This is a genomic window from Iodidimonas sp. MBR-22 (genome assembly GCF_029946565.1).
Taxonomy (GTDB): Bacteria; Pseudomonadota; Alphaproteobacteria; order Sphingomonadales; family Rhodothalassiaceae; genus Iodidimonas; species Iodidimonas nitroreducens.
Genome location: NZ_JARKVQ010000024.1, coordinates 1 through 23,224 on the forward strand (window position 1 = coordinate 1; position 23,224 = coordinate 23,224).

Sequence of the window (23,224 nt, forward strand, 5' to 3'; positions counted from 1 at the left end):
TTTGCGATGACATCTGTGCTTCTCCTTGGTTCCATAGTTACCAAGCAAAGCGTCTATAAATCTAGGGGCATCTCAAAGGATAGACCGGATGGAAATGCCCCGACATAAAAAAACCCCCGCGCGGAGCGGGGGTTTCTAAGGCTTGGCAGATCCGATTGGATCAGTATTTGCGATCCAGCTCTTCATTCTTGGGGGCTTTGATGCCCTTTTGGCCCTTCTTGTCGTAGCTGCTGAATTTGCTTTCGTCATATTCAGGCATATTGCGCAGGTCGGTTTCGGCTTCCTGCGTCATGATGGTGACATTTTCGGCGCCGATTTGAAGCTTTTCATAGGGAACGGCCACATCCTTGTCGCCAATGCCCAAAAAGCCGCCAACCGAGACCACGGCATGAAGCTTGTTATTATCTTTTGAAACAACCAGCTTTTCCACCGAGCCAATGGCTTCGCCCTTCGTGCTCACAACATCACGGCCTTCGATATTGGCCTGCGCTGTGGTGGCGGCATCTTCCATTTGCTTGCCGGCTTTATCGGTGTATTGATCGGCATAGGCGCTGAGGGCGGTGGCAGGTAAAGCAAAAGCGGCTGCCAAAGCGAGGGTCGTGAGTGACTTGAAGTTCGTCATGGATCGTCTCCGTTGTCAGAGTTTCACGAGAATATTCGTTAGCCATTGGCTCAGATGTTCGTTTACAAAAAAGCCATCTGAACTTGGCTATGAGATGATGTATAAACGTCACTTGCGTCTGAAATATGTTTGAAAATGGGATTCATTGTGTTCTTTGCATCCAGAAATTGCCGTAATTTCTATGACGTCTAAACAATCATTTGAAAATGAACGCGGTTTTGGCCTTGCTGCGTCTCATCTGCGCTGGTCTCTGGATCATCTGGCCGGGGGCGATGCCGATCTGGCTGATCATGTGCAGCAATGGGGCTATCCCCCGGAACGCCGATCGCCCGGGGGGTTTGCCGCTCTGTTGCGGATTGTGATCGGCCAGCAGCTATCGGTGAAGGCGGCGGCCACCATTGCGGCCCGGGTTGAAGCCCTGATGCCCGATGGCCTGACACCTGCGGGGTTTTTGAAAGCGGATGAAGCCAGCCTGCGCGCTGCTGGCCTTTCCGGGGCGAAGGTGATTTATGGCCGGGGTTTGGCGCAGGCGGTTTATGATGGGGCTTTTGATCCTGCGGCTTTGGCCGTGATGCCCGATGATAAGGTGATGGCCGAGATTACGGCGCTGAAGGGCTTTGGCATCTGGTCGGCGCGGATGTATCTGATGTTTTCCTTGGGCCGACCCGATATCTGGCCCGCCGATGATCTAGGAGTGCGGGAAGGCCTGCGCCGCCTGCGGCGGCTGGATGAGCGCCCAAGCATAAAAGAAGCCGAGGCCATGGGGGCGGGCTGGGCGCCCTATCGTTCATCGGTGGCGCTTTTTTGCTGGCATATCCTGAATAATGCACCGCTGAAGGCGGGGGATTGAGCCGTCAATCCGCCTCATCAAACGCCTTTAGCCCGAACGTCATCAGGATGAAGCTGTATTCTTCGGCAATTTCATAAAGCGCATCATAACGCCCCGATTTGCCGCCATGGCCCGCGCCCATATTGGTTTTGAGGATCAGCGGCTGGTCATCGGTTTTGAGGGCGCGCAAGCGGGCCACCCATTTTGCAGGCTCCCAATAAGTCACGCGGGGATCATTCAGCCCGCAGGTGATCATCATCGGCGGATAGGCCTGTGCTTTCACATTATCATAGGGGCTATAGCTTTGGATGGTGCGGAAAACCTCGGCATCGATGGCGGGATTGCCCCATTCCGGCCATTCGATGGGGGTGAGCGGCAGGCTGGCATCGAGCATGGTATTGAGCACATCCACAAAGGGCACATGGGCAATGATCGCCCGCCACAGATCGGGTTCCAGATTGGCGATGGCCCCCATCAGCTTGCCGCCCGCCGAGCCGCCCGAGGCCGAAATGCCCCCGGCTTTGGCATAGCCTTTTTTGATCAGAAAATGGGCGGCATCGATGAAATCCTCAAAAACATGATGGCGCTGATGCATTTTGCCGCCCTCATACCACAGGCGGCCCAATTCATCGCCGCCCCGGATATGGGCAATGGCATAAGCAAAACCGCGATCCAGCAAAGAAAGCCGGGCCGAGGAAAAAGACGGCGTCATCCCCATGCCATAGGCCCCATAGCCATAAAGATGCACAGGGCCGGGGGCGATTTCGCGAAAGCCCTTTTTATACACGATGGAAATCGGGATCAGCTTGCCATCCCTTGATGGTGCCATCAGCCTTTCAGTTTGATAATCGGTGTGATCATAGCCGCTGGGCAGGCTTTGCACCTTGCGGCTGATCAGTTGGCGCGTTTCAAGCGCATAATCAAAAACCGTGGCCGGGGTGATCATCGATGAATAGCTGATGCGGATGGTATCCGGATCGGGTTCGGCGTTCGCCCCCAGATCGGCGCAATAAAGCGTTTCAGGAAAATCGATGAAATGATCATGGCCGCCATCATGGGAGATGATGCGGATCTGATCGAGCCCATCGCGGCGCTGTTCGATAGCCAGAAAAGAGCCAAAAGCCACCAGCCCGCGATAATAATCCCGATCATGGGCGGGCAGGATTTCCTGCCAGCCTTTGGGGGTGAGATCATCGATCCCGGCGCTGAATATGCGGAAATTGGGGGCATCTTTATTGGACCGGATGAAAAAGCGCCCGCCGCCATGATCCAGTTCATATTCATGGCCGGTTTCGCGGGCGGCCACCAGCCTTGGCTTTGCGCTGATATCATCGGCAGGCAAAAGCCGCACTTCGCTCGTTTCATGGCTGCCCGATGAGATGACGATCCATTGCCGGGATTGGGTTTTATCCAGATGCACGAAAAAGCCCCCGTCGCTTTCCTCATAAAGGACGCGATCCTGTGCGGGGTCATCGCCCACAAGATGAGCCTTTACACAAAAAGGCCGCCAATTTTCATTGACCAGACGATAGAGCAGATGGCGGCTATCTGCCGACCAGACCGGCGCGCCGATGGTGTTATCAATCCGATCAGGCAGATCGCTGCCGCTGTCAATATCCCGGATCACAAGCTGAAAGCGTTCCGAGCCATCGCGGTCGATGGCATAGGCAAGCTTTGATCCATCCGGGCTGACCATAAAGCCGCCCAAGCGGAAATAATCATGGCCCGCAGCCAAAGCCGGTTCATCCAGAATGCACTGCCAGTCCTTTTGGGTGGATGCCGGATCAGCCGCTTTGCGATACCAGCGGCGATATTGGCTGCCTGCTTCAAAGCGCCATTGATAAAGCCAATCGCCATCTTTTACGGGAACGCTTTCATCCTCTTCGCTGATGCGGCCCTTCAGTTCCTTGAAAATGGCCTCGGTCCGGCTTTTCAGGGGATCCATTACGGAATCGTAATATTCGTTTTCCGCCCGCAAATAGCCAAGAATTTCAGGGTCATCGACGGTGGGATAGGCCGGATCGCGGAGCCAGGCATAATCATCATGGATTTCGATGCCATGATGGCAGATCACATGGGGCCGTTTTTCGGCGCGGGGCGGGGCTGGCAAAGCGGGCGGCGAGGCCGTGGGCTGATCGGAACCGTTTTGGGGCATGGAGGGCGATGTCCTTTTGACGTGAGGCGCGTGAGAGGGGTGCATTCTGTCTTGAAAGCACAGATTGGCGACAGAAAATCATGTTCCGCCCCCAAAGGAAAGGGGCGCAACGCCGCACGGCTTGCGCCAAAGCCCCGGCAATGCCATCAATGAAGGAAAGCGCACCCGGCCGCTGCGGGTGCGGATGATGATCTTCAGTTTTGCCAAAGGAGTCTTTCATGTCGCATCCTCATGCTCAACGCTTGGCCGATTTGCGTGCCGAATTGGCCCGCCGCGGGCTGGCCGGGTTCGTGGTGCCGCTTACGGATGAACATGGCAGTGAATATGTCGCCGATTATGCCCAAAGGCTGATGTGGATCAGCGGCTTCAAGGGATCGGCGGGCAGTGCCATCATTCTGGCGGATAAGGCGGCGGTGTTTGTGGATGGGCGCTATGTTATTCAGGTGCGCGATCAGGTGGATGGCGATTTGTTTGAACGGGTGCATCTGGATGGGGGCAGTGCGCTGGATTGGCTGGCCCCCCGGCTGAAGGCAGGGGATCGGATCGGCTATGATCCGCGCCTGCATACGCCCGGATGGGTTGAAGAAGCCCGGCAGCTTTTGAGCCGTAAACGCGCCGAACTGGTGGCGCTGAGCGATAATCCCATTGATAGCGTGTGGAGCGATCAGCCCGCGCCGCCACCTCATCCCCTGCGCCCCCATGAGACGGCCCTTGCCGGGGAAAGTGCGGCACAAAAACGGGCAAGGCTGGCCGCGGTTCTGGCCGACAAGGGGGCGGATGCGGCCGTGCTCACGGCTCTTGATTCGATTGCCTGGCTGTTCAATGTGCGGGGTAATGATGTGGATCATACGCCGGTGGCGCTGTCTTATGCGCTTCTTCATCAAAATGGTCAGGCTGACCTTTATATCGATGAAGGAAAGCTTGATAATGATGTGCGGGTGCATCTGGGCAATGAAGTGTCGATCAAGCCTTATGACAGCTTTTATGGATCGCTGGGTGAATTGGGCGCGGGGGGTCGGGCGGTGCTGGCCGATCCGGCAACCGCCAATGCGGCGGTTTTTGAAGCCCTGAAGGCGGGTGGGGCGGATATCATCCGCGCCGCTGATCCCTGCGCCCTGCCCAAGGCCTGCAAGAATGCAGCGGAAATCGGCGGCTCGGTGGCGGCGCATCTGCGCGATGGGGCGGCAGTGACCAATTTTTTGCATTGGCTGGATGAAGAAGCCCCCAAAGGCGGGCTGACCGAAATTGGCTGTGTGGAAAAGCTGCTGTCTTTTCGCCAGAAAAATGAAGGCTTTCGCGATACCAGCTTCGATACGATTTCAGGCGCGGGGCCCAATGGGGCGATCTGCCATTATCGGGTAAGCCCAGAAAGCAGCCGCCCGCTTAAAACTGGTGAGCTTTATCTGGTGGATAGTGGCGGCCAATATCCTGATGGCACCACCGATATCACCCGCACCGTTCCCATCGGCACGGTGGGGGATGAGGAGCGCGACCGTTTCACCCGGGTTTTGAAGGGCCATATCGCTTTGGCCTGCGCCCGCTTTCCCAAAGGCACCACCGGTGCGCAGCTTGATGCCATTGCCCGAAAGCCCCTGTGGGATGCGGGGCTGGATTATGATCATGGCACTGGCCATGGTGTGGGCAGCTATCTGGCCGTGCATGAAGGCCCGCAGCGGATTTCCAAGGCGCCGAATGCGATTGCCCTGCAACCCGGCATGATTTTGTCGAACGAGCCGGGCTATTACAAGGATGGCGGCTATGGCATCCGCATTGAAAATCTGGTGCATGTGGTGGCCGATGAGAATGGGGCAGAGCGTCCGTTTTTGCGGTTTGAAACCCTGACCCTTGCCCCCATTGATCGCCGGCTGGTGAAAATCGATTTGCTCGATGCGGATGAGCGGGCCTGGCTCGATGGCTATCATGATCGGGTGCATCAGGCGCTGGCGCCTTTGGTGGATGCCAAAACCCGGCCATGGCTGGCGGCGATGACGGCACCCCTGGGGGCCTGATAAGACGCGCCACAAAATAAGGGAAAAGGAACCAAAAATGCTGGAGCTTCAGATCGATGCGGGGATCGCCCATATAAGGCTTTCCCGGCCCGATAAGGCGAATGCCCTTAACGCCGATTTCTGGCGCGATTTTCCCAAAATGATCGATCAGCTTGATGAAGACCCCAAGGTGCGGGTGATCGTCATATCGGGGATGGGGCGGCATTTTTGTTCGGGGATCGATCTTGCGATGCTGGCGGCCCTGATGCCATCGGCGGATAGCCAGCCCGAGGCCGATCCTGCTCGCCTGCGCGAAAAGCTGCGGCGCAAGATCATCGCCATGCAGGATTGTTTCACCAGCCTTGATCGCTGCCGGAAGCCCTCGATTGCGGCGGTTCATGGCGGCTGTTTGGGGGCGGGGGTGGATCTGGTCACAGCCTGTGATATCCGGCTGGCGAGTGCGGATGTTCGCTTTACCGTGCAGGAAATCAATATCGGCATGGTGGCCGATGTGGGCACCCTGCAAAGGATCGGCCATTTGCTGCCCCATGGCATTGTGCGCGATCTGGCCTATAGCGGTCGCGCCATGCTGGCCGATGAAGCTTTGCGTTTGGGCTTTATCAGTACGATGGCCGATGATCAGGCCACAGTGATCGAAAAAGCGCGGGCCATGGCTGCGGGCATTGCGCAAAAAAGCCCTTTGGCGATTTCAGGGGTGAAACAGGTTTTGAACCATGCCCGCGATCACAGCCTTGCCGATGGCCTGGATTATATCGCCACATGGAATGCGGCGATGCTGATGGGGCCCGATCTGATGAAAGGGGCGAAAGCGGCCCTGACCCGGACCGAGGCGGATTATGACGATCTTCTGGATTGAGCGAGGCTGAAAATCTATGGCCATGACCCGCGACAAGGCAGCCCGGCGGATCGATTCCATTGCCGGTTATCGCGAAGAACAAAAGCGCCTGCAGGATCTGGGGCTGCTTTCGATCACTGCCGATGAAGCCAGGAAAATCCGCCATTATCATGATGATGTGCTCGATGATCTGAGCCGTTCGCAGGATCTGCCCGCCGATGCGGCCCGGATGCCGGTGCATTGGGGGATGCGGATCGCGGCCAGCGCCGGGCTTGTGGTTTTATGCGGGGCGTGGCTTTTGGCGCTGGATAGATTGTGGCCCGGGCTTTCAATCGGGGCGCAATTGGGGTTTTTGGCGGCTGGTCCTTTGCTGTTTTTCGCCGGGGCCGAACTTTTGCATCAGCGGGGCGGCAGCCTTTATTTCAGCGCTTTTCTGGCGGGCCTTTCGGCTTTGCTGTTGGGGGCATCGGGGCTTTTGGTGCATCGCCTGTTCAATCAGCCGCCGGGCTTTGGGATCATGATGCTGGTTGGCGGCTATGCTGCGGCTTTGGGCCATCGCTATCGTGCCATTGCCCTTGGCGCTGTGGGATTGATCGCAGCCATGGGGGCTTTTGGGGCGATGCTGGCGCTGGCGGATGGGCGATCCTTGGCGGCCTTGGGCCAGCGGCTGGATGTATTTGTGCTGCTGGGGGTGATGTTGATGGGGATCGGCAGCCTGCGGCCTTTGGCGCGACGATGGGGGGATATGGCTGCGGGCTGGCGGCTGGCCGGGCTGGGTTTGGCGGGCGCGGCTTTGATCGGCCTCGCCCAACCGGGCGGCAGCCTTTTACCGCAAATCCTGGGTTTGTCGCCTGCCGAGATCGCCTTTATCTATCAGCTTGTGGCCGTGGTCGTGCTTTTTGGCCTGATGATTTTGGGGCTGTTGCGCGATTGGCCTGATCGCTTATGGGGGGCCTTTGTGATGCTCGCGGCTTTTGTTTTGAGCCGGTTTTATCTGTGGCTCTCGCCCTTTTTGGGCGGTATTTGGCTGGCCCTTGTCACTGTGGCCCTGGTGGCGCTTTTGATCTGGCTGGCGGGCCTGATCAGGATCGTGGCGGCGCGCTATCGGCTGGATCAGCCATGATGAGCCAGATCATCGCAGGGATAGCCGGATTATCGGGGAAAAGCTGGGCGCTGATCGGGGCTTTGGGTTTTTATCTCAGTGTTTTTGCTGGTCCTTTGCTGATGGCCGGGGTCAATCGCCTCGGCCCCTCCAATGGTGTTCTTTTCCTGCCGGAATGTCGCCTTGGCGGCTTTTATGGCGTGGCCGGTGATTGGCCGTTCAAAAATCAGTCCCCCAAAAATCAATCTTTCGGGCCGATGTTTCGCCAGATGATCGGCCAAGGGGATGGCCTGAGCCTGCGCATAGAGCCGTTTTTCCATCCTGCGCCATCGCGCCTGATGGCGGAAAGGCTGGCGGCCATGGGTTTTTTAGCCGATCAACCAGAGCCGGCGATGGCGGTGGAGGCGATCATTCTTGTGGAAGCTGATGGCCCGGCAGTGGAGGCCTGGAAAAAAGCCCATGCCGGGGCGGTGCCGCCCCTTCTGGTGCGGGATGCCGATCAGGATGCCAAGCGGCTGGTGGCCGCCTATGGCCTGAAGAACTGGACGGATGACGGGGCGAAATCGGGGCAGGCTTTGGCCCGGGGGCGGCTATCGCTGGTGAAAGATGCGGGGGCGTGGGTGCCAAATCCCCGGCCTGTTATTGAGGCGATCAGCCTTGGTCTTGATGCGCGTCGTTTTTTGCGTGATCTGGGGCCACCAGAAGCGGAGGGTGCTTGCTTGTCTCGTTTTGTGGCAGAAATCAATTATGGGGCAATTTATGATCCCTATCTGGCACATTTGCGCCTTCTGGAACGCCCGATTCAGCAATAGGGTTAAGGAATATCAACGACTTATGCAGATTATTTCAGGGTGCTTACATTATTTGTTAAGTTTTTGCGGCAAAGATGGGGCCTTCAAAACAATCGCACCAAACCATGCGGATAATGAAGGTCTAAGATGGCAAGCCCCTATCTGCAACGTAAGCCCCGAACCCTTGATCAGGCGCAGGGTGATCTTGAACGCCGACGCAGTGCCTATGGCATGGATGGTGGCTCTGATCATGGTGGAGGTTTTGGCGCCGCTGGCAGTTCGGATCAGGATGATCGCGGGTCGTCTTCCCATCATGGCTTTGGCGAGCTTTCAGGCCATTGATCGCAGCGGCGCTTTTCCCGCTCTCCAATTTTTCCATCCTGCCTATCACCCCTTATCATCGTTGAGAGGCGAGGGGATCAGGCCATGAAACATGCTTTTGTCACGGGTGGTACAGGCTTTTTGGGCCGCACCTTGCTGGAGCAGCTTGCGGACGAGGGCTGGCAGGTGGCCGCCCTGTATCGCGGGGATGCGCCCCCGCCTTTTTTTGCCGATCATGGGGTGACGGCGGTGCGGGCCGATCTGGGCGATGGCGATGCTTTGGCTCGGGCCATGAAGGAGTGTGCGCCTCACGGGCTGGATGCGGTTTTTCATGTGGCGGCGGATACCAGTGCGTGGCGCGCGCATCGTGATCGGCAGATGGCGGTGAATCTGGATGGCACGCGGGCGGTGATCCATGCCATGCGTGCGCTGGATCATGGCGGCAAGGCCGGCCCGCCGCGCCTCATTCATGTATCGAGCATTTCCGTGTGGGGCCATCATCCCCGCCCCATCGATGAAACGCTGCCTCAAAAGGGCCGTGAAAGCTGGGTGGGTTATGTGAAATCCAAAGCTTTGGCCGAAGATGCCGTGCGGGCTGCGGTGGCCGATGGGCTGGATGCGGTGATCGTTAATCCGGCCCATATATTGGGGCGCTATGATACCAATAATTGGGCCCGGCTTTTTTTGCTGATCCATTCCGGAACCCTGCCCGGTGTGCCGCCGGGGGCGGGATCTTTTGCCCATGCTGGTGCCGTGGCCCGGGCGATGATCGCTGCCGTGGAAAAGGGCGGGCGGGGCGAGAATTATATTCTGGGCGGGCCCCATGCCACTTTTCTTGACTTAGCGCGGGAGATCGCCCGCCTGCTCGATAAGCCACAGCCCCGGCGGGCCATTCCGGCGGCGCTTTTGAAAATGGTGGCGCATGGCCATGATCTGCGGTCGCGGGTCAGCGGGAAAGAGCCTGATATCACCCCGGAAGCCGCTTATTTCGTGTGCCATGATGAACAGGCCCTGTCGGATCGTGCGGCGCGGGTTTTGGATTATCAAATCGTGCCTTATGAAAAATCCCTTAAAGAAAGCCACGAATGGTTGCAAAGCCAAGGGCTTTTGGGGGCTTGATCCGGCTTTTTGCGGGGTATTTGCGGCCTTTTGCAAGACAATCTTAAGCTTGTTTGTATAAGGTTCTGTTCCTGCTCTTGTGATATTTTGCGCGCTTTTCACGGCTTTTTGGCTTGGATGATCCATGGATTCATATGACGACCCCGATCCTGCAAGGACCCCATCATGCCCCTCATCGGCGGAGCATCATCCCGATGGGCTTTTGGGACGGGTTTATGAGGTGAGCGGATCATCGGTAAAGCTGCGGCTGGCGTCTCCGCCGCCTGAAGGGTTTACCGGCATCGGGGCCTTCATCAAGATGCCCGCCGGGGCGGGATCGACGGTTTATGGCGCGGTTCATGCTTTGCAAATTGCGGGCGATGAAACCTTTGCCCTGGCCGATTTTATTGGTGAGACGGACAATCATAGCAAAAGGATCAGCCGCGGGGTGACCGATTATCCGTTGCCCGGCCATGCGGTTTTCAGGGTTGGGAATGATGAACTGACAGCGCTTTTTGCGCCCGATAGCCAATCGTTGCTGCGGGTGGGAACGATCTATCCCGGTACGGTTCCGGCGATGATCGATCCCGATCAGCTTTTATCGAAGCATTTTGCCGTTCTGGGCAGCACCGGGACCGGAAAATCAAGTGCTTTGGCCCTCATCATGCATCGGCTGGTGGAGCAACTCCCCAATGCCCATATTCTGATCCTTGATCCCCATAATGAATATGCCGCCGCTTTCCAAGATATTGGCGTGCATTATGATCCTACCAGCCTGTCGCTGCCTTATTGGCTGATGAATTTTGCCGAACATATCGAAGTGTTCATCGGTCAGCGGGAACAAGGCCGTGAGGTGGAAGCGGATATTTTAAAACGGTCTTTGCTGGCTGCCAGAAAGAAAAGCGCCCGCGCATCGGCGGCGCGGATCACCGTGGATACGCCGGTTCCCTATAAAATGACCGATCTTTTGGGGGATCTGGATGCCCAGATGGGGCGGCTGGAAAAGCCCGAAACCCTGCTGCCCTTTTTGCGCCTGAAGCACAAGATCGAAGAATTGCGGACCGATGAGCGCTATGGCTTCATGTTTTCCGGAATGCTGATCAATGACAGCTTTCCCGATATCATGGCCCGGCTTTTGCGGATGCCTGTGCAGGGGCGTCCGGTATCCACCCTCGATCTTTCGGGCGTGCCATCGGATATCGTTGATGTGGTGGTGTCTTTGCTCTGCCGTATGGTGTTTGATTTTGCGCTTTGGTCGCGCAAGGGGGAGGAAGCCAGCCCGCTTTTGCTGGTGTGCGAGGAAGCCCATCGCTATGTGCCCCGGGAGCGTAATCCCGGCTTTGATTCCGCCCGACGGGTGATCGAGCGGATTGCCAAGGAAGGCCGCAAATATGGCGTTTCTTTGGGGCTGGTGTCGCAAAGGCCTTCTGATATTTCGGAATCTGTTTTGTCACAATGTGGGACGATTTTATCAATGCGCATGAATAATGAGCGCGATGCCGCCTTTGTGGCCAGCGCTTTGCCCGAGGGGAGCTTGTCATTTCTGGCTGCCATATCATCCTTGCGCAATCGCGAATGTGTGCTGAGCGGCGAAGGGGTGGCGGTGCCGATGCGGGTGCGCCTTGATTATCTGGAAGAAGATTTGCGACCATCGAGTGCTGATCCGGCCTTTTCTCAAAATTGGGCGGGCAGAGAACAGGATATTCATTTCGTGCATTCTGTGATAGAGCGCTGGCGCAGTGGGTCGCGTTAGAGAATGAATATGCGACAAAAAGTAAAATCAAAATCAGTCCATTATGAATTGCATGGACAGAATGGCGCAAGCTGGTCTGTTCTTGGTATTTTTGATGATCAAAGCGAAGCCAAGGAACAAGCGGAAAAAATTTATCGTGCTGGCACCTATCGGGCCGTGCGGGTTTTACGTGAGCGTTATGAAGAAGACAGCGGCGATTTCAATTCGCTGGAGCTTTTATTTCTGGGGCGCAAGGTCAAGCCTTCGAAATATGATGATGATGAATTGGCGGTTTTCTGCCGCAAGCCCGAAGAATTATATTCATCGGAAAGTCGTCGTTTGATCGCTCGTCTGCTGGCCACTGTGCTGGATGGCTGGGATGCCACGCCCTTGGAATTGCTGCATGATCCAGCACTTTATACGAGGCTGCAAAATACCGGCACCCATCTTTTGAAAGCGGTGCAGAATCTGTCGGTGGCGCAGGTCCGTAAAAGTGGCGAGCCGGTGGCCGAGCGGATTCGCGCCAATTTTGCCGTGATCGATAAGGCCGCTGCCCATGTGCAGCGCTGCCACGCCGGGGGCTTGCCATCTTTGGCCGACAAACGCCTTGCGGATGCGGTGCAGCTTCTGGAAGATCGGGAAAACCGCCGGTTTCTGCTGTCTTGTGTACTGGCGGCCGATCTGCAATCTCATAAAGGGGGTGTGGCTAAAGTCGATCGGCTGATCGCCCTGATCCGTTTGGATCACCCGGAATGGGTGATGCGGACGATTGATGCGTTCTTGTCGGAACAATTGATGCACCGCCGCTTGATGCGCGCGCTTTTTCCCGATGAAGACGCCACCGATTTTCTTGAAAAACTGGCGGCCTTGAGCCGTGGCCACTTGCCGGAAGAGGGGCAAAGCCCCATGACCGCCATGCTCAACGGCTTTCTGGCGGCCAATGTGCTCCCGGCATGTCGGACAATGCTGATCAGTCATATCCGCCATGAGTTGACCGTTGGCCATCGCCTGACCAAGGGTGATCTGCAAGATGAATTCTGCGCGCTGTGGCGGCTGGGCGATGGGATCGGAGATGGTATCGATGCCGAATTGTCTGATAAGCCCCTGGATGAATTGCTGGAAGGCCGGACCCGGAGGCTTTTGAATCCGCAAACTCTGGGCGAATATATCGCCACAGGCCACAACCCTGCCGATAAACTGCAAAAGCTGATTGATCTGGAGCGTTTTTGCATTGGCAGCAGCAACAAGCGGATGATTGCCAATTATATGATGCCGCTTTTGAGTGATGCGCCGAATGAGGAATTCTGGCTCACGCCGCTTGGCACCGGCTATGCCGGGCGGATGCGCCTGCTCACCCGCTTGCAAAAACGCTTGATCGTCTCACATCTTCAGGATCTGCCTAAAAACAAGCTGACCGAAAGGCTCGATGTTTATTGCTTGAAGCTTTTGGAAAACAGCAAAATTTTCGACCGCTTGGCGAAATCGGAAGGTCCGTCTTTTGATAAGGCACAGCGGATTTTGCGGATGCTGGCGGACGGCTATTTCACGCATGGCGAGGCCCGGGCCCTGGCGGAAGCGGAAGCCCGGCGCTATATGGCGGAAAAGGATTTCCTCCTTCCTTTGACAAAAATTCCCAAAGGATCGGAACGATTGGAAGCGGTTCAGCGTTTGAAAAAACTGATGGCATCCGCAGGGTTGCCGGATATGGATCGCTTTTGAGAATGATGATAAGGAAGGGGCCCGGGGCGATCCCGGCGCCACATGATCATACCGCACCAGAGATGAAGGAACGAGATGAGACGCAAACGCACAGGTGCAGATTTTGGCTTTCCACGCTGGGGGGGCTATGGCCGCGATAGCGATGCCGTGCATGTGCGCATGTGTGATTTTCATGGCTGCAATGAGGCGGGCGAGCATCCGGCACCGAAATCCACCCGGACCAATGATCGCTGGTATTTTTGCGAGCGCCATGCCGCCGATTATAATCGCAACTGGAATTTCTTTGCCGGGATGAGCGATGAAGCCATGCAGGATTATATGCGCCGCGAACAAGAGCAGGGCGGCGCCACCGGCTATCGCCAGAGCCAGGCCTTCAGCTGGGGTGGGACCCCCGATGCCGATGGCCTGACCCGAGCCGAGCGCGATGCTTTCGATGTGCTGGATCTGGAGCCGGTGGCCACGGGCGATGAGATCAAATCCCGTTTCAGAAGCCTTGCCAAGCAATATCACCCCGATCGCAATCCCGGAGACAAGGAGGCCGCGGTGATGTTTCATCAGGTGCGCGTGGCTTATGATGTTTTAAAGCCGCGCATCGCCGAAGGGGTTTAGGGTCATGACCCTAAAGCTGATCCTCGGCTGTTGATCTGGATCAAATAGGCTGTTTGGTTCGGTGATAATCTGTGTGCATGGATAAGATGATTGCACAGACCTATGCCGCTGCGACGACGCCGCGCTATACAAGTTATCCCACCGCAGCCGAATTTCATGACGGGGTGGGGGCTAAGGATGCTGAGCGCTGGCTTGCGGCCATTGCGCCGGATGAGACCTTATCGCTTTATATACACATTCCCTTTTGCCAATCCTTGTGCTGGTATTGCGGGTGTCATACCTCGGTCCCCAATAGCTATGTGCGAGCCGAAGCCTATCTTGCGCGGCTGATGGAGGAAATCGATCAGGTGGCGGGCCGGATCGCGCATCATGATGGTGTTGTGCATTGTCATTTTGGCGGCGGCACCCCCACCTATCTGTCTGCCGATGATTTCCGTCTGCTCGCCTCGCATCTGCGTCGTCGTTTTTCCTTTCGTCGCGATGCTGAGTTCGCGGTTGAGATCGATCCCAGAACCCTGGATGACGAAAGGGCAGAGGCTTTGGCCGATGCCGGGGTGGGCCGGGCCAGCCTTGGTATTCAGGATTTCGACCCCGAAGTGCAAAGGCTCATCAAACGGGTGCAGCCCTTGAGCGCCGTCGAGGCGGCGATCCAGCGACTTTTGAAGGTTGGCATCGATCGGTTGAGCTTTGACCTGATCTATGGCCTGCCGGGGCAGACGGTCGGCACGGTTTCGGCCTCTGCCCGGCAGGCGATTGCCTTTGATCCGGATCGGATTGCGGTGTTTGGCTATGCGCATGTTCCGTGGTTCAAAAAGCATCAGCGGGCCATTGATGAAAGCCGCCTGCCCGGTATTGCGGATCGTCTTATGCTTCGGCAGGCCATTGATGAAGAATTGGTTGCTGCCGGCTATTGCCGGATCGGGTTCGATCATTATGCAAAGGCTGATGATGCGCTGTCTTGTGCCGCTGCGAGCGGACGGTTGCAGCGTAATTTTCAAGGCTATAGCGACGATCCGGCCGATATATTGCTTGGTTTTGGGGCATCGGCCATCAGCGCATTTGCTGATGGTTATGTGCAGAATGCCAGCGATGTGGGGGCATGGCGGCGCGCCCTGCGCGATGGACAATTGCCTGTTGCCCGTGGTGTGCGTTTAACCCCACAGGACAAGCTGCGTGCTGCTGCCATCCAAAGATTGATGTGTAATTTTACGGTCGATCTTGACGTCCTTTGCCGGGATCATGATGTGACCGAGGACAGCCTTGATGACGCGATGCCTCGTCTTGCGCCCCTTGAGCGCGATGGTCTTGTGACAATTGCGGGTCGATGCATTGAGGCAACAGAGATGGGTCGGAATTTTATTCGCAATATTGCCTTTTGCCTTGATGCCCGATCCAAACCCGGCGCAGAACGCCATAGCCGTTCAGCATAGCACTGATATTTTTGTTGAAAATACAGATAAATTTCACTTTAAAGTTGATCGACATATCAATGCAATAATATGATCATATAACACCCTGTGGCAGGGTTCAGGTACATATACAGATTTTAAACAATCTATAATTGTTATTTATTGGGCAGGAGAGCAAGAATGATCGGTAAACTCTGGTCATCAGCAAGTGCTGTGGATGGCACAGGCGATGCCGATGCTTTCATCAAAGCGCTGGACATGATGTTGGATGGTGCCCAGCCGATCAATCGCTTTGCTGGCTCGCAGGCCCGGCTTCTGGATCGTTTGCAGGCCCTTTATACGGAAAGCGTGGCGACCGCAGAAAACGCCCGGGATATGCAAGAACGATTGGAGCTTTTTGAGAATCATTCCGGCATTGGCTTATGGGATGCGGTTTTGCATGAAGGCGATCCTTTTCACGCGCAAAGCCACTGGCGCTGGTCGAATGAATTCAGGCGTTTGGTGGGCTATCGGGATCAATCGGATTTTCCTGATCAGGTCAATTCCTGGAGTGATAAGCTGCATCCTGATGATTATCAGGCCACAGCCGATGCTTTTGCGGCGCATCTCAATGATTATAGCGGCCAGACCAGCTATGATGTGGTCTATCGCCTGCAATTGCGCTCGGGCGATTATCGTTGGTTTCGGGCGACGGGTAAGGCGCGCCGGGATGCCCGGGGTGTGCCTTTGCGTGTATCTGGTTCTTTGATCGATGTGCATGAAGCCTGCACGGCCCAAGAGCGCATCGGAAAAACCGCAGAAACCTGCGAGACGGTTTTGCGCGGCGTGATTGGCGATGTGGGGAATATTGCCGAGGCGGTGGATCAGGCGGCAACCCAGACAGCGACCCGGGCGGAAGATGTTTCAGTGCAAGGGGAGCGGGTAGCGCTTGAGATCGAGCGCAATCAGGGCAATTTGCAAACAGTTTCCAGTGCGGCAGAGCAGATGTCGGCATCCATTCAAGATGTGGCGCAGCAGGCCAATAATACCCATCAGAAATCATCGCTGGCGGATGCGGCAACCCGTGAAGCCAGTGGCGCTGTGGGGCAATTGGCTGATGCTGTTGGCGATGTGGGGCAGACTTTGGATCTGATCAAGGTCATTGCGGATCAGACAAATTTATTGGCTTTGAATGCAACCACCGAAGCCGCCCGTGCGGGGGAAGCGGGGCGGGGCTTTGCTGTGGTTGCCAGCGAAGTTAAAAATCTGGCGACCCAAAGTGCCAAGGCGGCGGGGGAGATTTCGAGCCGCTTGGAATCGATGCAGGATGTTTCAAAAAGAGCGGTAGACCGCATGGAGCATGTGGCGGAATTGATTGCCGAGGTCAGCCAACTGACCATTTCGGTAAGCGCCGCGGTGGAAGAGCAAACAGCATCGAGTGATGAGATTGCCCGCAATGTGAGCGAGGTGGCTTCGCGCAACCAATCCATGATTGTATCCGTTCAATCGATCAATGAAGCTGGTCGTGCGGCCAAAGGTGCGGGCGATCTGGTTCATGACGAAAGTGATCGTTTGCGTCATCGGTCGGGCGATTTGCTTAAAGCGCTGGATGAATTGATCTCGGTCATCAGGGGTTAATGGGTCCTGACCCTAAGAGGTCCTGACCTTAGATGAAGCGTGAGATCAGTTCCTTCATGATTTCCGATGTGCCGCCATAGATGCGCTGGACCCGGGCATCCACATAATGGCGGGCGATTTCATATTCCATCATATAGCCATAGCCGCCATGCAGCTGCAGACATTGATCAACCACCCGGCCCTGCATTTCCGACAGCCATAATTTGGCCATGGCGCCGCCCTGGGCATCCAGCTTGCCTTCCAGATGGCGGTGGATGCATTGATCCACAAAGGCCCAGCCCACCTCGATTTCGGTTTTCATTTCCGCCAGCTTGAAGCGGGTATTTTGAAAACTGGCGACCGTGCGCCCGAAGGCTTTGCGGCCTTTTACATAATCAACGGTAATATCAAAGGCATGCTGGGCGGCCGCAGCGGCGGCCACGGCAATCACCAGCCGTTCCTGGGGCAGTTCCTGCATCAGATAGACAAAGCCCATGCCTTCTTCGCCCAGGCAATTGGTGATCGGCACCCGCACATCATCAAAAAACAATTCTGATGTATCGGAAGCCTTTTGGCCCATTTTCTCCAGATTGCGCCCCCGGGAAAATCCGGCGCGATCCGCTTCCACCAGAATGAGGCTGATGCCCTTGGCCCCTTCATCGGCACTGGTTTTGGCCACCACCAGAATGATATCTGCAAGCTGGCCATTGGAAATAAAGGTTTTCTGGCCATTGAGGATATAATGATTGCCATCCCGGATGGCTGTGGTTTTGATGCCCTGAAGATCGGATCCGGTGCCCGGTTCGGTCATGGCGATGGCGGCGATGGCATCTCCGCTGGCCATTTTGGGGAGCCATGTGCGTTTCAGATCATCTGATCCATAATGCAGGATATAAGGCGCGCAGATATCGGAATGAACTGAAAAGCCCGCCGCCGCCCCGCCATAGCCCAATTCTTCATCGACAATGGCATTGAAGCGGAAATCCCCCCCGGCCCCGCCATAGTCTTCGGGCATTGAGGGGCAGAGCAGGCCTGCCGCCCCGGCCTTGGTCCAGAAATCGCGGTCGATGATGCCTTGCTTGTTCCAGCGTTCTTTATGGGGGTGCAGTTCGCGGGCAAAGAATGTGCGCACGCTATCGCGAAACATTTCATGATCGGAGCTGTAAATCTCGCGGTGTTTGAGCATTGGTCTATTCCCTGCGAACCTGTGGATTTTGATGAGTGTTTGCGTGTGCGGATCAGATGTCAACGCAGGCAGCGATTTGGCCCACCGGCATTGGCGGGTGAGAAGCGCGAGGGGGAGAGTGGGGGCGATGCCGTGTGATCAATGAGACAGCGCACGCATCAAAGCCACCGCCGGGGCCAGCATGGTGATTTTCAGGCTGGTTTTGATGCTGCCACTGGCCGACAGGGGGGCGAGCATGATGACATCGCGTTCGCGGGTGGGGAATACCTTGCCGAAATGACGGCGGCCGCTGGCATCTTTCACCAGACAATCGCAGCCCGCCGCCCGATGCATGGTTTCTTCTGTCAGCCGTTCGCAGACCACCACATCGCCCGCGCGATATTGCCCCATATTATCGGTGAAGCGCACGGCGATGGGATCGCGGGTGGTGGGGCGCAGGGGCAAAAGCCCTTCTTCGCGATCCAGCACGCTGCCCGATGCGGTGACGGTGCCATCAATCACCACATTTCCGGTTTGGGAAAAGGCAAAAAGATCAGAGGGATCAACCTCGAGCGCCTGCGAGATTTTATCGATCCAATCGATGGTGAGGGTTCGCACGCCGGTTTCCAGACGCCCGATGGTTTGGGCAGTGGTGCCGGTGGGTTTGATCCGGTCGGCGACATCCTGAAGCGTTAGCCCCTTGGCCTTTCGGATCTCTCTCAGGCGCGCGTGCATCATGGCGAACTCCGCTTGGTTGTCGCTGCGAATAATGACCAGCATATAACCGATATAGAGAATTGCGCAAACAGTATTTACCGGAACGGCACATTATGATAGTACCATATTGGTTCAAAATAAGGAGTATCATCATGCCGCATCAACAATCCGAAACTGCCACCGATTCGCGCCTAAAGGGAACATCCGGGGGCACCCATAAGGGCGCGTCTGTTCCTATTGGGGGGCGGTCGAAAGACAGCCTTTCAAGTTTTGCCAAAAAAATTCTGGGGTTGCTGGAAGCCGGTGGTGAGTATCGCCAAGCCGCCGATGGCAGCCTTATAATGGGCCGTCATTCAGTGCCGCTGTCGCTTCTAACACGGCTGCATCGCCTTGATCATATCGATCTTCAGCAGGGCCGGGTCCGCATCACCGAAAGGGGGATAGCTTATTTGAAACGCCAGCGCGCGGCCACGCAGAAAAGGGATGTGCAAGAACGGCAGGAGTCGCCTGATAGACCGGTTGATGCTTATCGCCATCAGCATCTGGATGTGCAAAAAGCGGTGCGGATGACCGCCGATGGGAAACAGCATATTCTTGTTAATGCGGCGGAATCTCCCCTTGGGTGGTTGCGACGCAGGCGGGGGCGCGATGGCCGTCCATGGCTGACGGCAGTTCAGTTTGAAGCGGGTGAGCGCCTGCGCGAAACCTATGAGCGGGCGGGCCTGGGAGCCAAAATCACAGTGGATCTGGCGGCAGTGCCTTCGGCTTCGGGGGGGCGCCATGGCGGGCGCGGACTTTTGCCGCAAGAGCATCAGCTCGATGCCCGGCGGGCCGTGCGGGCGGCGGTGGATGCGGTGGGGCCGGGGCTCGCCGATATCCTGATCCGGGTGTGTTGCCACCTTGAGGGATTGGACGAAGCCGAGCGGGGCCTGGGTTGGCCCGCCCGGTCGGGAAAGCTGGTGCTGGCTTTGGGGCTGGATCGGCTCGCCATTCATTATGGGATGATCGCCCCGCCCGCGCGGGAGGCAGAACTGGCTTGTTGAGGGCACCTAAAAATGTTCCATATTGGTTATTTTTGTCTTGACAATCGGAACGATCCGCGATAGGGTTTTATCCATGCTCGATGAATAGGCGATCACAACGGCTGCCGGCTTTCCGGTGGCCGTTTTTGCGTCTGCAAGAAGGGATGTCATGATGGCTGCACCTGCATTTTCAGCCCGGCGTCGTCGATTGTTTTTGGATGCCTTGCGCGACAGCGCGAATGTCAGCGCTTCGGCGCGTCATGCCGGGATTGCCCGTCGCGATGTGTATCGCCTGCGGGCCAAAGACACGGCTTTTCGCGATGAATGGGATCATGCTTTGGAAGAAGCGCTTGATGCGTTGGAAGGGGAATTGCGCCGCCGCGCCGTGCATGGTGTGGAAAAACCGGTTTTTTATGCAGGCAAACCCTGCGGCAAGATCATCAGCTATTCAGATCAACTGGGCATGTTTTTGCTGCGCAGCCGGCGGCCCCATATTTTTGGCTCGGAAAGCAGCCTTGGTCCAGACCCGGCGGAGGGCGATACGCACGAGACCCGCAACCGGCTTCAGAGTCTTTTGGACCGATTGGCACAATCTTGTGGAGCTGATGAGGAGGATGAGGGGCGCGATGGGAATGATCAGCCCCTGGCGGCAGACACCTTATGATGAGCCGGGCGCAAGCGGTGGTGCGCCAGCGATCCGCGCAGGATTTGCAGCACTGGCTGGCCAGTTTGGAGCCTGCCGATCTGGAAGCCATTCTTTATGACTGGTCGTTCTGGGCGCGGCCCAATCAATTAGCCCCGGACGGGGATTGGTTTTGCTGGCTGGTTCTGGCCGGGCGCGGCTTTGGGAAAACCCGGATGGGATCGGAATGGGTGCGCTCTTTGGTGGAGGGCCCCACCGCCCTTAGCGCCAAAGCCGGGGCACCGGCGCGGATTGCCCTGGTGGGAGACAGCTTTGCCGATGTGCGCGATGTGATGGTGGAAGGCGAAAGCGGCCTGCTTGCCTGTAGCCCGAAAGCCACCCGGCCCGTGTTTGAGCCATCGCGCCGACGGCTTTCCTGGCCCAATGGGGCGGTGGCGACGCTTTATTCCGCCAATGATCCCGATCAATTGCGCGGCCCCCAGCATCATGCGGCCTGGGCCGATGAAATTGCCAAATGGTATGAGGGGGAGCGCTGCTGGTCGAATCTGGTTTTAGGCCTGCGGCTGGGCCGCGCGCCCCGGGTGATGGCGACCACCACGCCCCGGCCTTTGCGCTGGCTGAAGCGTTTGATGGCCGAGCCATCGACGGCCATGGTCATGGGATCGACCCTTGATAACCGTGCGCATCTGGCCCCGCAATTTCTGGACGAGGTCAATCGCCTTTATGCCGGAACGCGGCTGGGGGCGCAGGAACTGGATGGCCGGATGATTGATGAAGTGGCCGGTGCCCTTTGGACCCGAAAAATGATCGAGGCGGCCCGGATCGGACCCCTTGGCCATGATCGTGAGCCGGTGTTCACGCGCATCGTGGTGGCGGTTGATCCCCCGGCCAGCCATGGCGAAAAAGCCGATGCCTGCGGGATCATCATTGCCGGGCTGGATGAGGACGGACTGGTGCATATTCTTGAGGATGCCAGTTGTCAGGGCCTGCGCCCCCTGCAATGGGCCGAGCGTGTGGCCCGTGCCTATGAGCGCCATGCCGCCGATCGGGTGCTGGGGGAAGCCAATAATGGTGGCGATATGGTGGAAGCGGTGCTGCGTCAGGCGGCGCCCGGTTTGAGCTATCGGGCGGTCAGGGCCAGCCGGGGTAAAATCGCCCGGGCCGAGCCGGTGGCCGCCCTTTATGAACGGGGGCTGGTGCGCCATCGCGGCTGCTTTGCGGAACTGGAAGATGAAATGTGCAGCTATAGCGGGGCTGTGGGGGAGCACAGCCCGGATCGGCTCGATGCTTTGGTGTGGGCAGTGAGCGATCTGGCTTTGGGGCGGATGTCTGCCCCCCATCTGCGGCGCTTATAGCTTCAAAAATCAGCTCGTGCTTTCGGGCTGGGCGGCGTTGAATTCGCGGATGGCTTCATTCATCTGGCGCTGCACCTCAACCCGGCGTTCATGCACGCTGTTGAGATCTTCTTCCCAGCGTTTGCGCTGATCTTCATTCATCCAGGAAAAGACCTGCACGGCCCGGCGATCCTTGCAGGCCAGCCATTCATCAATCGATTCGCTATAAGCGCGCACGGCATTCACGCTTTTGAGCATCAGATCCCGATCAGCCTTTTTCCCCACGGGGATTTTCGGCTCATTGCTGGGGGGATCGCCACAATCCGGGGCGGCCATGGCCGGGCTGGATGCCCCCAACAGGCCCAAAAGCCCAAGCATAAGCAGGGAAGGCCGAACCCGTTCTTTCACCCGAAAGCGTTTCATCTCAAAGCGTCTCCATCACTGCGATGGGTGACACTAACCAAGGACCGCTCCTTTGCCAAGGGAGGTCACCAACAAATGGATATCCCATGTCATTTATCAGCACATTAAGACAAAGATTGGGCATCGAGGAAAAAGCCAGCGCGGTTGCGGGCACCGATTATGCCGCCGGTCCTTCCTCGCGCGGCTATCGCCACGGAACGGCCTGGCTTTCCAACGGAACGGCCCAATGGAGCCCGCGCACCTATCCGGCCTTGGTGGAGAATGGCTTTTGCAAGAATGTGGTGGCCAATCGTTCGGTGCGCCTGATTGCCCAATGCGCCGCATCGGTGCCGGTGCGGCTTTTGATCGGTGAACGCGAAATCCGCACGCATCCGGTGCTCGACCTTTTGGCCCGCCCCAATCCCGGCCATGATGGGATCAGCTTTTTGGAGCAGATTTATAGCTGGCTGCAATTGGCGGGCAATGCCTATATCGAGCGGGTGGATAGCCCATCGGGGCGCGCCGCCGAGCTTTATACCCTAAGGCCCGATCGCCTGACCATCGAACCGGGGCCAAAGGGCTGGCCTGCGGCTTATCTCTATCGTGTGGGCGGCCATGAGCATCGCTTTGGGGTTCATCCCCAAAGCGGGCGCTCGGCGATCCTGCATTTGAAAAGCTTTCACCCCACTGATGATCATTATGGCCTGTCGCCTTTGCAGGTGGCGGCGATGGCCACCGATATTCATGCAGCGGCATCAGGCTGGACCAAGGCTTTGCTTGATAATGCGGCGCGGCCATCGGGGGCTTTGGTGTTTGAGCCCGGCGATGGGATGCCCGGCAATCTGAGCGATGAACAGATCATCCGCCTGAAGGCCGAAATGGAAGCGCAATTCCAAGGTGCGGCCAATGCCGGACGCCCCTTGCTTTTGGAAGGCGGCCTGCGCTGGCAATCCATGGCCTTTTCGCCCGCCGATATGGATTTCATCAACAGCCTGCAAATGGCATCGCGTGAAATCGCCCTCGCCTTTGGGGTGCCACCGATGCTTTTGGGCATTCCCGGAGACAATACCTATGCCAATTATCAGGAGGCCAATCGGGCGCTGTGGCGTTTGAC

21 protein-coding genes are annotated in these 23,224 nt (G+C 57.1%); 16 read left to right on the plus strand and 5 right to left on the minus strand.

Features of this window, described 5'->3' with window-relative positions; genetic code table 11:
* Positions 1-160 precede the first annotated feature (160 nt).
* The gene (locus QK300_RS13030) at positions 161-622 is read right to left on the minus strand and encodes a PRC-barrel domain-containing protein (RefSeq protein WP_281302169.1); all 462 of its coding nucleotides are present in this window, start codon (positions 620-622) and stop codon (positions 161-163) included.
* A gap of 181 nt (positions 623-803) precedes the next feature.
* Here QK300_RS13030 and QK300_RS13035 point away from each other — a divergent pair, with 181 nt between their 5' ends.
* Complete coding sequence (locus QK300_RS13035; RefSeq protein WP_281302168.1) at positions 804-1,472, plus strand: DNA-3-methyladenine glycosylase 2 family protein; 669 nt, start codon at positions 804-806, stop codon at positions 1,470-1,472.
* A 4-nt stretch (positions 1,473-1,476) separates the two neighbouring features.
* Here the strand turns inward: QK300_RS13035 and QK300_RS13040 are convergent, their stop codons facing one another.
* A complete protein-coding gene (locus QK300_RS13040; RefSeq protein WP_281302167.1) occupies positions 1,477-3,606 on the minus strand; it encodes a S9 family peptidase in 2,130 nt (709 codons plus the stop codon).
* A 218-nt stretch (positions 3,607-3,824) separates the two neighbouring features.
* On the opposite strand from QK300_RS13040, the gene QK300_RS13045 reads away from it, so the two are divergent.
* From QK300_RS13045 to QK300_RS13095, 11 genes are all read left to right on the plus strand, one after another.
* Positions 3,825-5,615 (plus strand): aminopeptidase P family protein, encoded by a 1,791-nt coding sequence (locus QK300_RS13045; RefSeq protein ID WP_281302166.1) that lies wholly within the window; start codon positions 3,825-3,827, stop codon positions 5,613-5,615.
* 37 nt (positions 5,616-5,652) lie between these two features.
* Positions 5,653-6,471, plus strand: coding sequence for a crotonase/enoyl-CoA hydratase family protein (locus QK300_RS13050; protein WP_281302165.1), 819 nt, complete (start codon positions 5,653-5,655; stop codon positions 6,469-6,471).
* A gap of 16 nt (positions 6,472-6,487) precedes the next feature.
* Positions 6,488-7,573, plus strand: coding sequence for a hypothetical protein (locus QK300_RS13055; RefSeq protein WP_281302164.1), 1,086 nt, complete (start codon positions 6,488-6,490; stop codon positions 7,571-7,573).
* Positions 7,573-8,364 (plus strand): hypothetical protein, encoded by a 792-nt coding sequence (locus tag QK300_RS13060; protein ID WP_281320856.1) that lies wholly within the window; start codon positions 7,573-7,575, stop codon positions 8,362-8,364. Before QK300_RS13055 ends, QK300_RS13060 begins: the two co-directional genes overlap by 1 nt.
* Positions 8,365-8,490: 126 nt before the next feature.
* Positions 8,491-8,685 (plus strand): hypothetical protein, encoded by a 195-nt coding sequence (locus tag QK300_RS13065; RefSeq protein WP_150007421.1) that lies wholly within the window; start codon positions 8,491-8,493, stop codon positions 8,683-8,685.
* Positions 8,686-8,769: 84 nt separating this feature from the next.
* Complete coding sequence (locus tag QK300_RS13070; protein WP_281302162.1) at positions 8,770-9,783, plus strand: NAD-dependent epimerase/dehydratase family protein; 1,014 nt, start codon at positions 8,770-8,772, stop codon at positions 9,781-9,783.
* A 124-nt stretch (positions 9,784-9,907) separates the two neighbouring features.
* Positions 9,908-11,515: a DUF87 domain-containing protein gene (locus tag QK300_RS13075; protein WP_281302161.1), complete on the plus strand. Its 1,608-nt coding sequence runs from the start codon at positions 9,908-9,910 to the stop codon at positions 11,513-11,515.
* A gap of 9 nt (positions 11,516-11,524) precedes the next feature.
* Positions 11,525-13,213: a hypothetical protein gene (locus QK300_RS13080; protein WP_281302160.1), complete on the plus strand. Its 1,689-nt coding sequence runs from the start codon at positions 11,525-11,527 to the stop codon at positions 13,211-13,213.
* 75 nt (positions 13,214-13,288) lie between these two features.
* On the plus strand, positions 13,289-13,822 hold the full coding sequence (locus QK300_RS13085) for a J domain-containing protein (protein ID WP_281302159.1): 534 nt from the start codon (positions 13,289-13,291) through the stop codon (positions 13,820-13,822).
* Positions 13,823-13,899: 77 nt separating this feature from the next.
* A complete protein-coding gene (gene hemN / locus QK300_RS13090; protein WP_281320857.1) occupies positions 13,900-15,252 on the plus strand; it encodes an oxygen-independent coproporphyrinogen III oxidase in 1,353 nt (450 codons plus the stop codon).
* Between the two features lie 159 nt (positions 15,253-15,411).
* Positions 15,412-16,848 (plus strand): methyl-accepting chemotaxis protein, encoded by a 1,437-nt coding sequence (locus QK300_RS13095; RefSeq protein WP_281302157.1) that lies wholly within the window; start codon positions 15,412-15,414, stop codon positions 16,846-16,848.
* Between the two features lie 28 nt (positions 16,849-16,876).
* Here the strand turns inward: QK300_RS13095 and QK300_RS13100 are convergent, their stop codons facing one another.
* Complete coding sequence (locus tag QK300_RS13100) at positions 16,877-18,013, minus strand: acyl-CoA dehydrogenase family protein (protein ID WP_281302156.1); 1,137 nt, start codon at positions 18,011-18,013, stop codon at positions 16,877-16,879.
* Between the two features lie 138 nt (positions 18,014-18,151).
* A complete protein-coding gene (locus QK300_RS13105) occupies positions 18,152-18,730 on the minus strand; it encodes a helix-turn-helix transcriptional regulator (protein WP_161760600.1) in 579 nt (192 codons plus the stop codon).
* A 131-nt stretch (positions 18,731-18,861) separates the two neighbouring features.
* Between QK300_RS13105 and QK300_RS13110 the strand changes: the two genes are divergently transcribed.
* From QK300_RS13110 to QK300_RS13120, 3 genes are all read left to right on the plus strand, one after another.
* Positions 18,862-19,752 carry a DUF6456 domain-containing protein gene (locus QK300_RS13110; protein ID WP_281302155.1) on the plus strand — a complete coding sequence of 297 codons (891 nt, stop codon included), beginning with the start codon at positions 18,862-18,864 and terminating at the stop codon, positions 19,750-19,752.
* Positions 19,753-19,903: 151 nt separating this feature from the next.
* On the plus strand, positions 19,904-20,395 hold the full coding sequence (locus QK300_RS13115) for a hypothetical protein (protein ID WP_281320858.1): 492 nt from the start codon (positions 19,904-19,906) through the stop codon (positions 20,393-20,395).
* Positions 20,395-21,729, plus strand: coding sequence for a terminase family protein (locus tag QK300_RS13120; RefSeq protein ID WP_281320859.1), 1,335 nt, complete (start codon positions 20,395-20,397; stop codon positions 21,727-21,729). Before QK300_RS13115 ends, QK300_RS13120 begins: the two co-directional genes overlap by 1 nt.
* 9 nt (positions 21,730-21,738) lie before the next feature.
* Here QK300_RS13120 and QK300_RS13125 read toward each other — a convergent pair whose 3' ends face one another.
* The gene (locus QK300_RS13125; protein WP_281302152.1) at positions 21,739-22,131 is read right to left on the minus strand and encodes a hypothetical protein; all 393 of its coding nucleotides are present in this window, start codon (positions 22,129-22,131) and stop codon (positions 21,739-21,741) included.
* 86 nt (positions 22,132-22,217) lie between these two features.
* Here QK300_RS13125 and QK300_RS13130 point away from each other — a divergent pair.
* On the plus strand, positions 22,218-23,224 hold a 1,007-nt coding region (locus QK300_RS13130; RefSeq protein WP_281302151.1), incomplete at its 3' end, for a phage portal protein.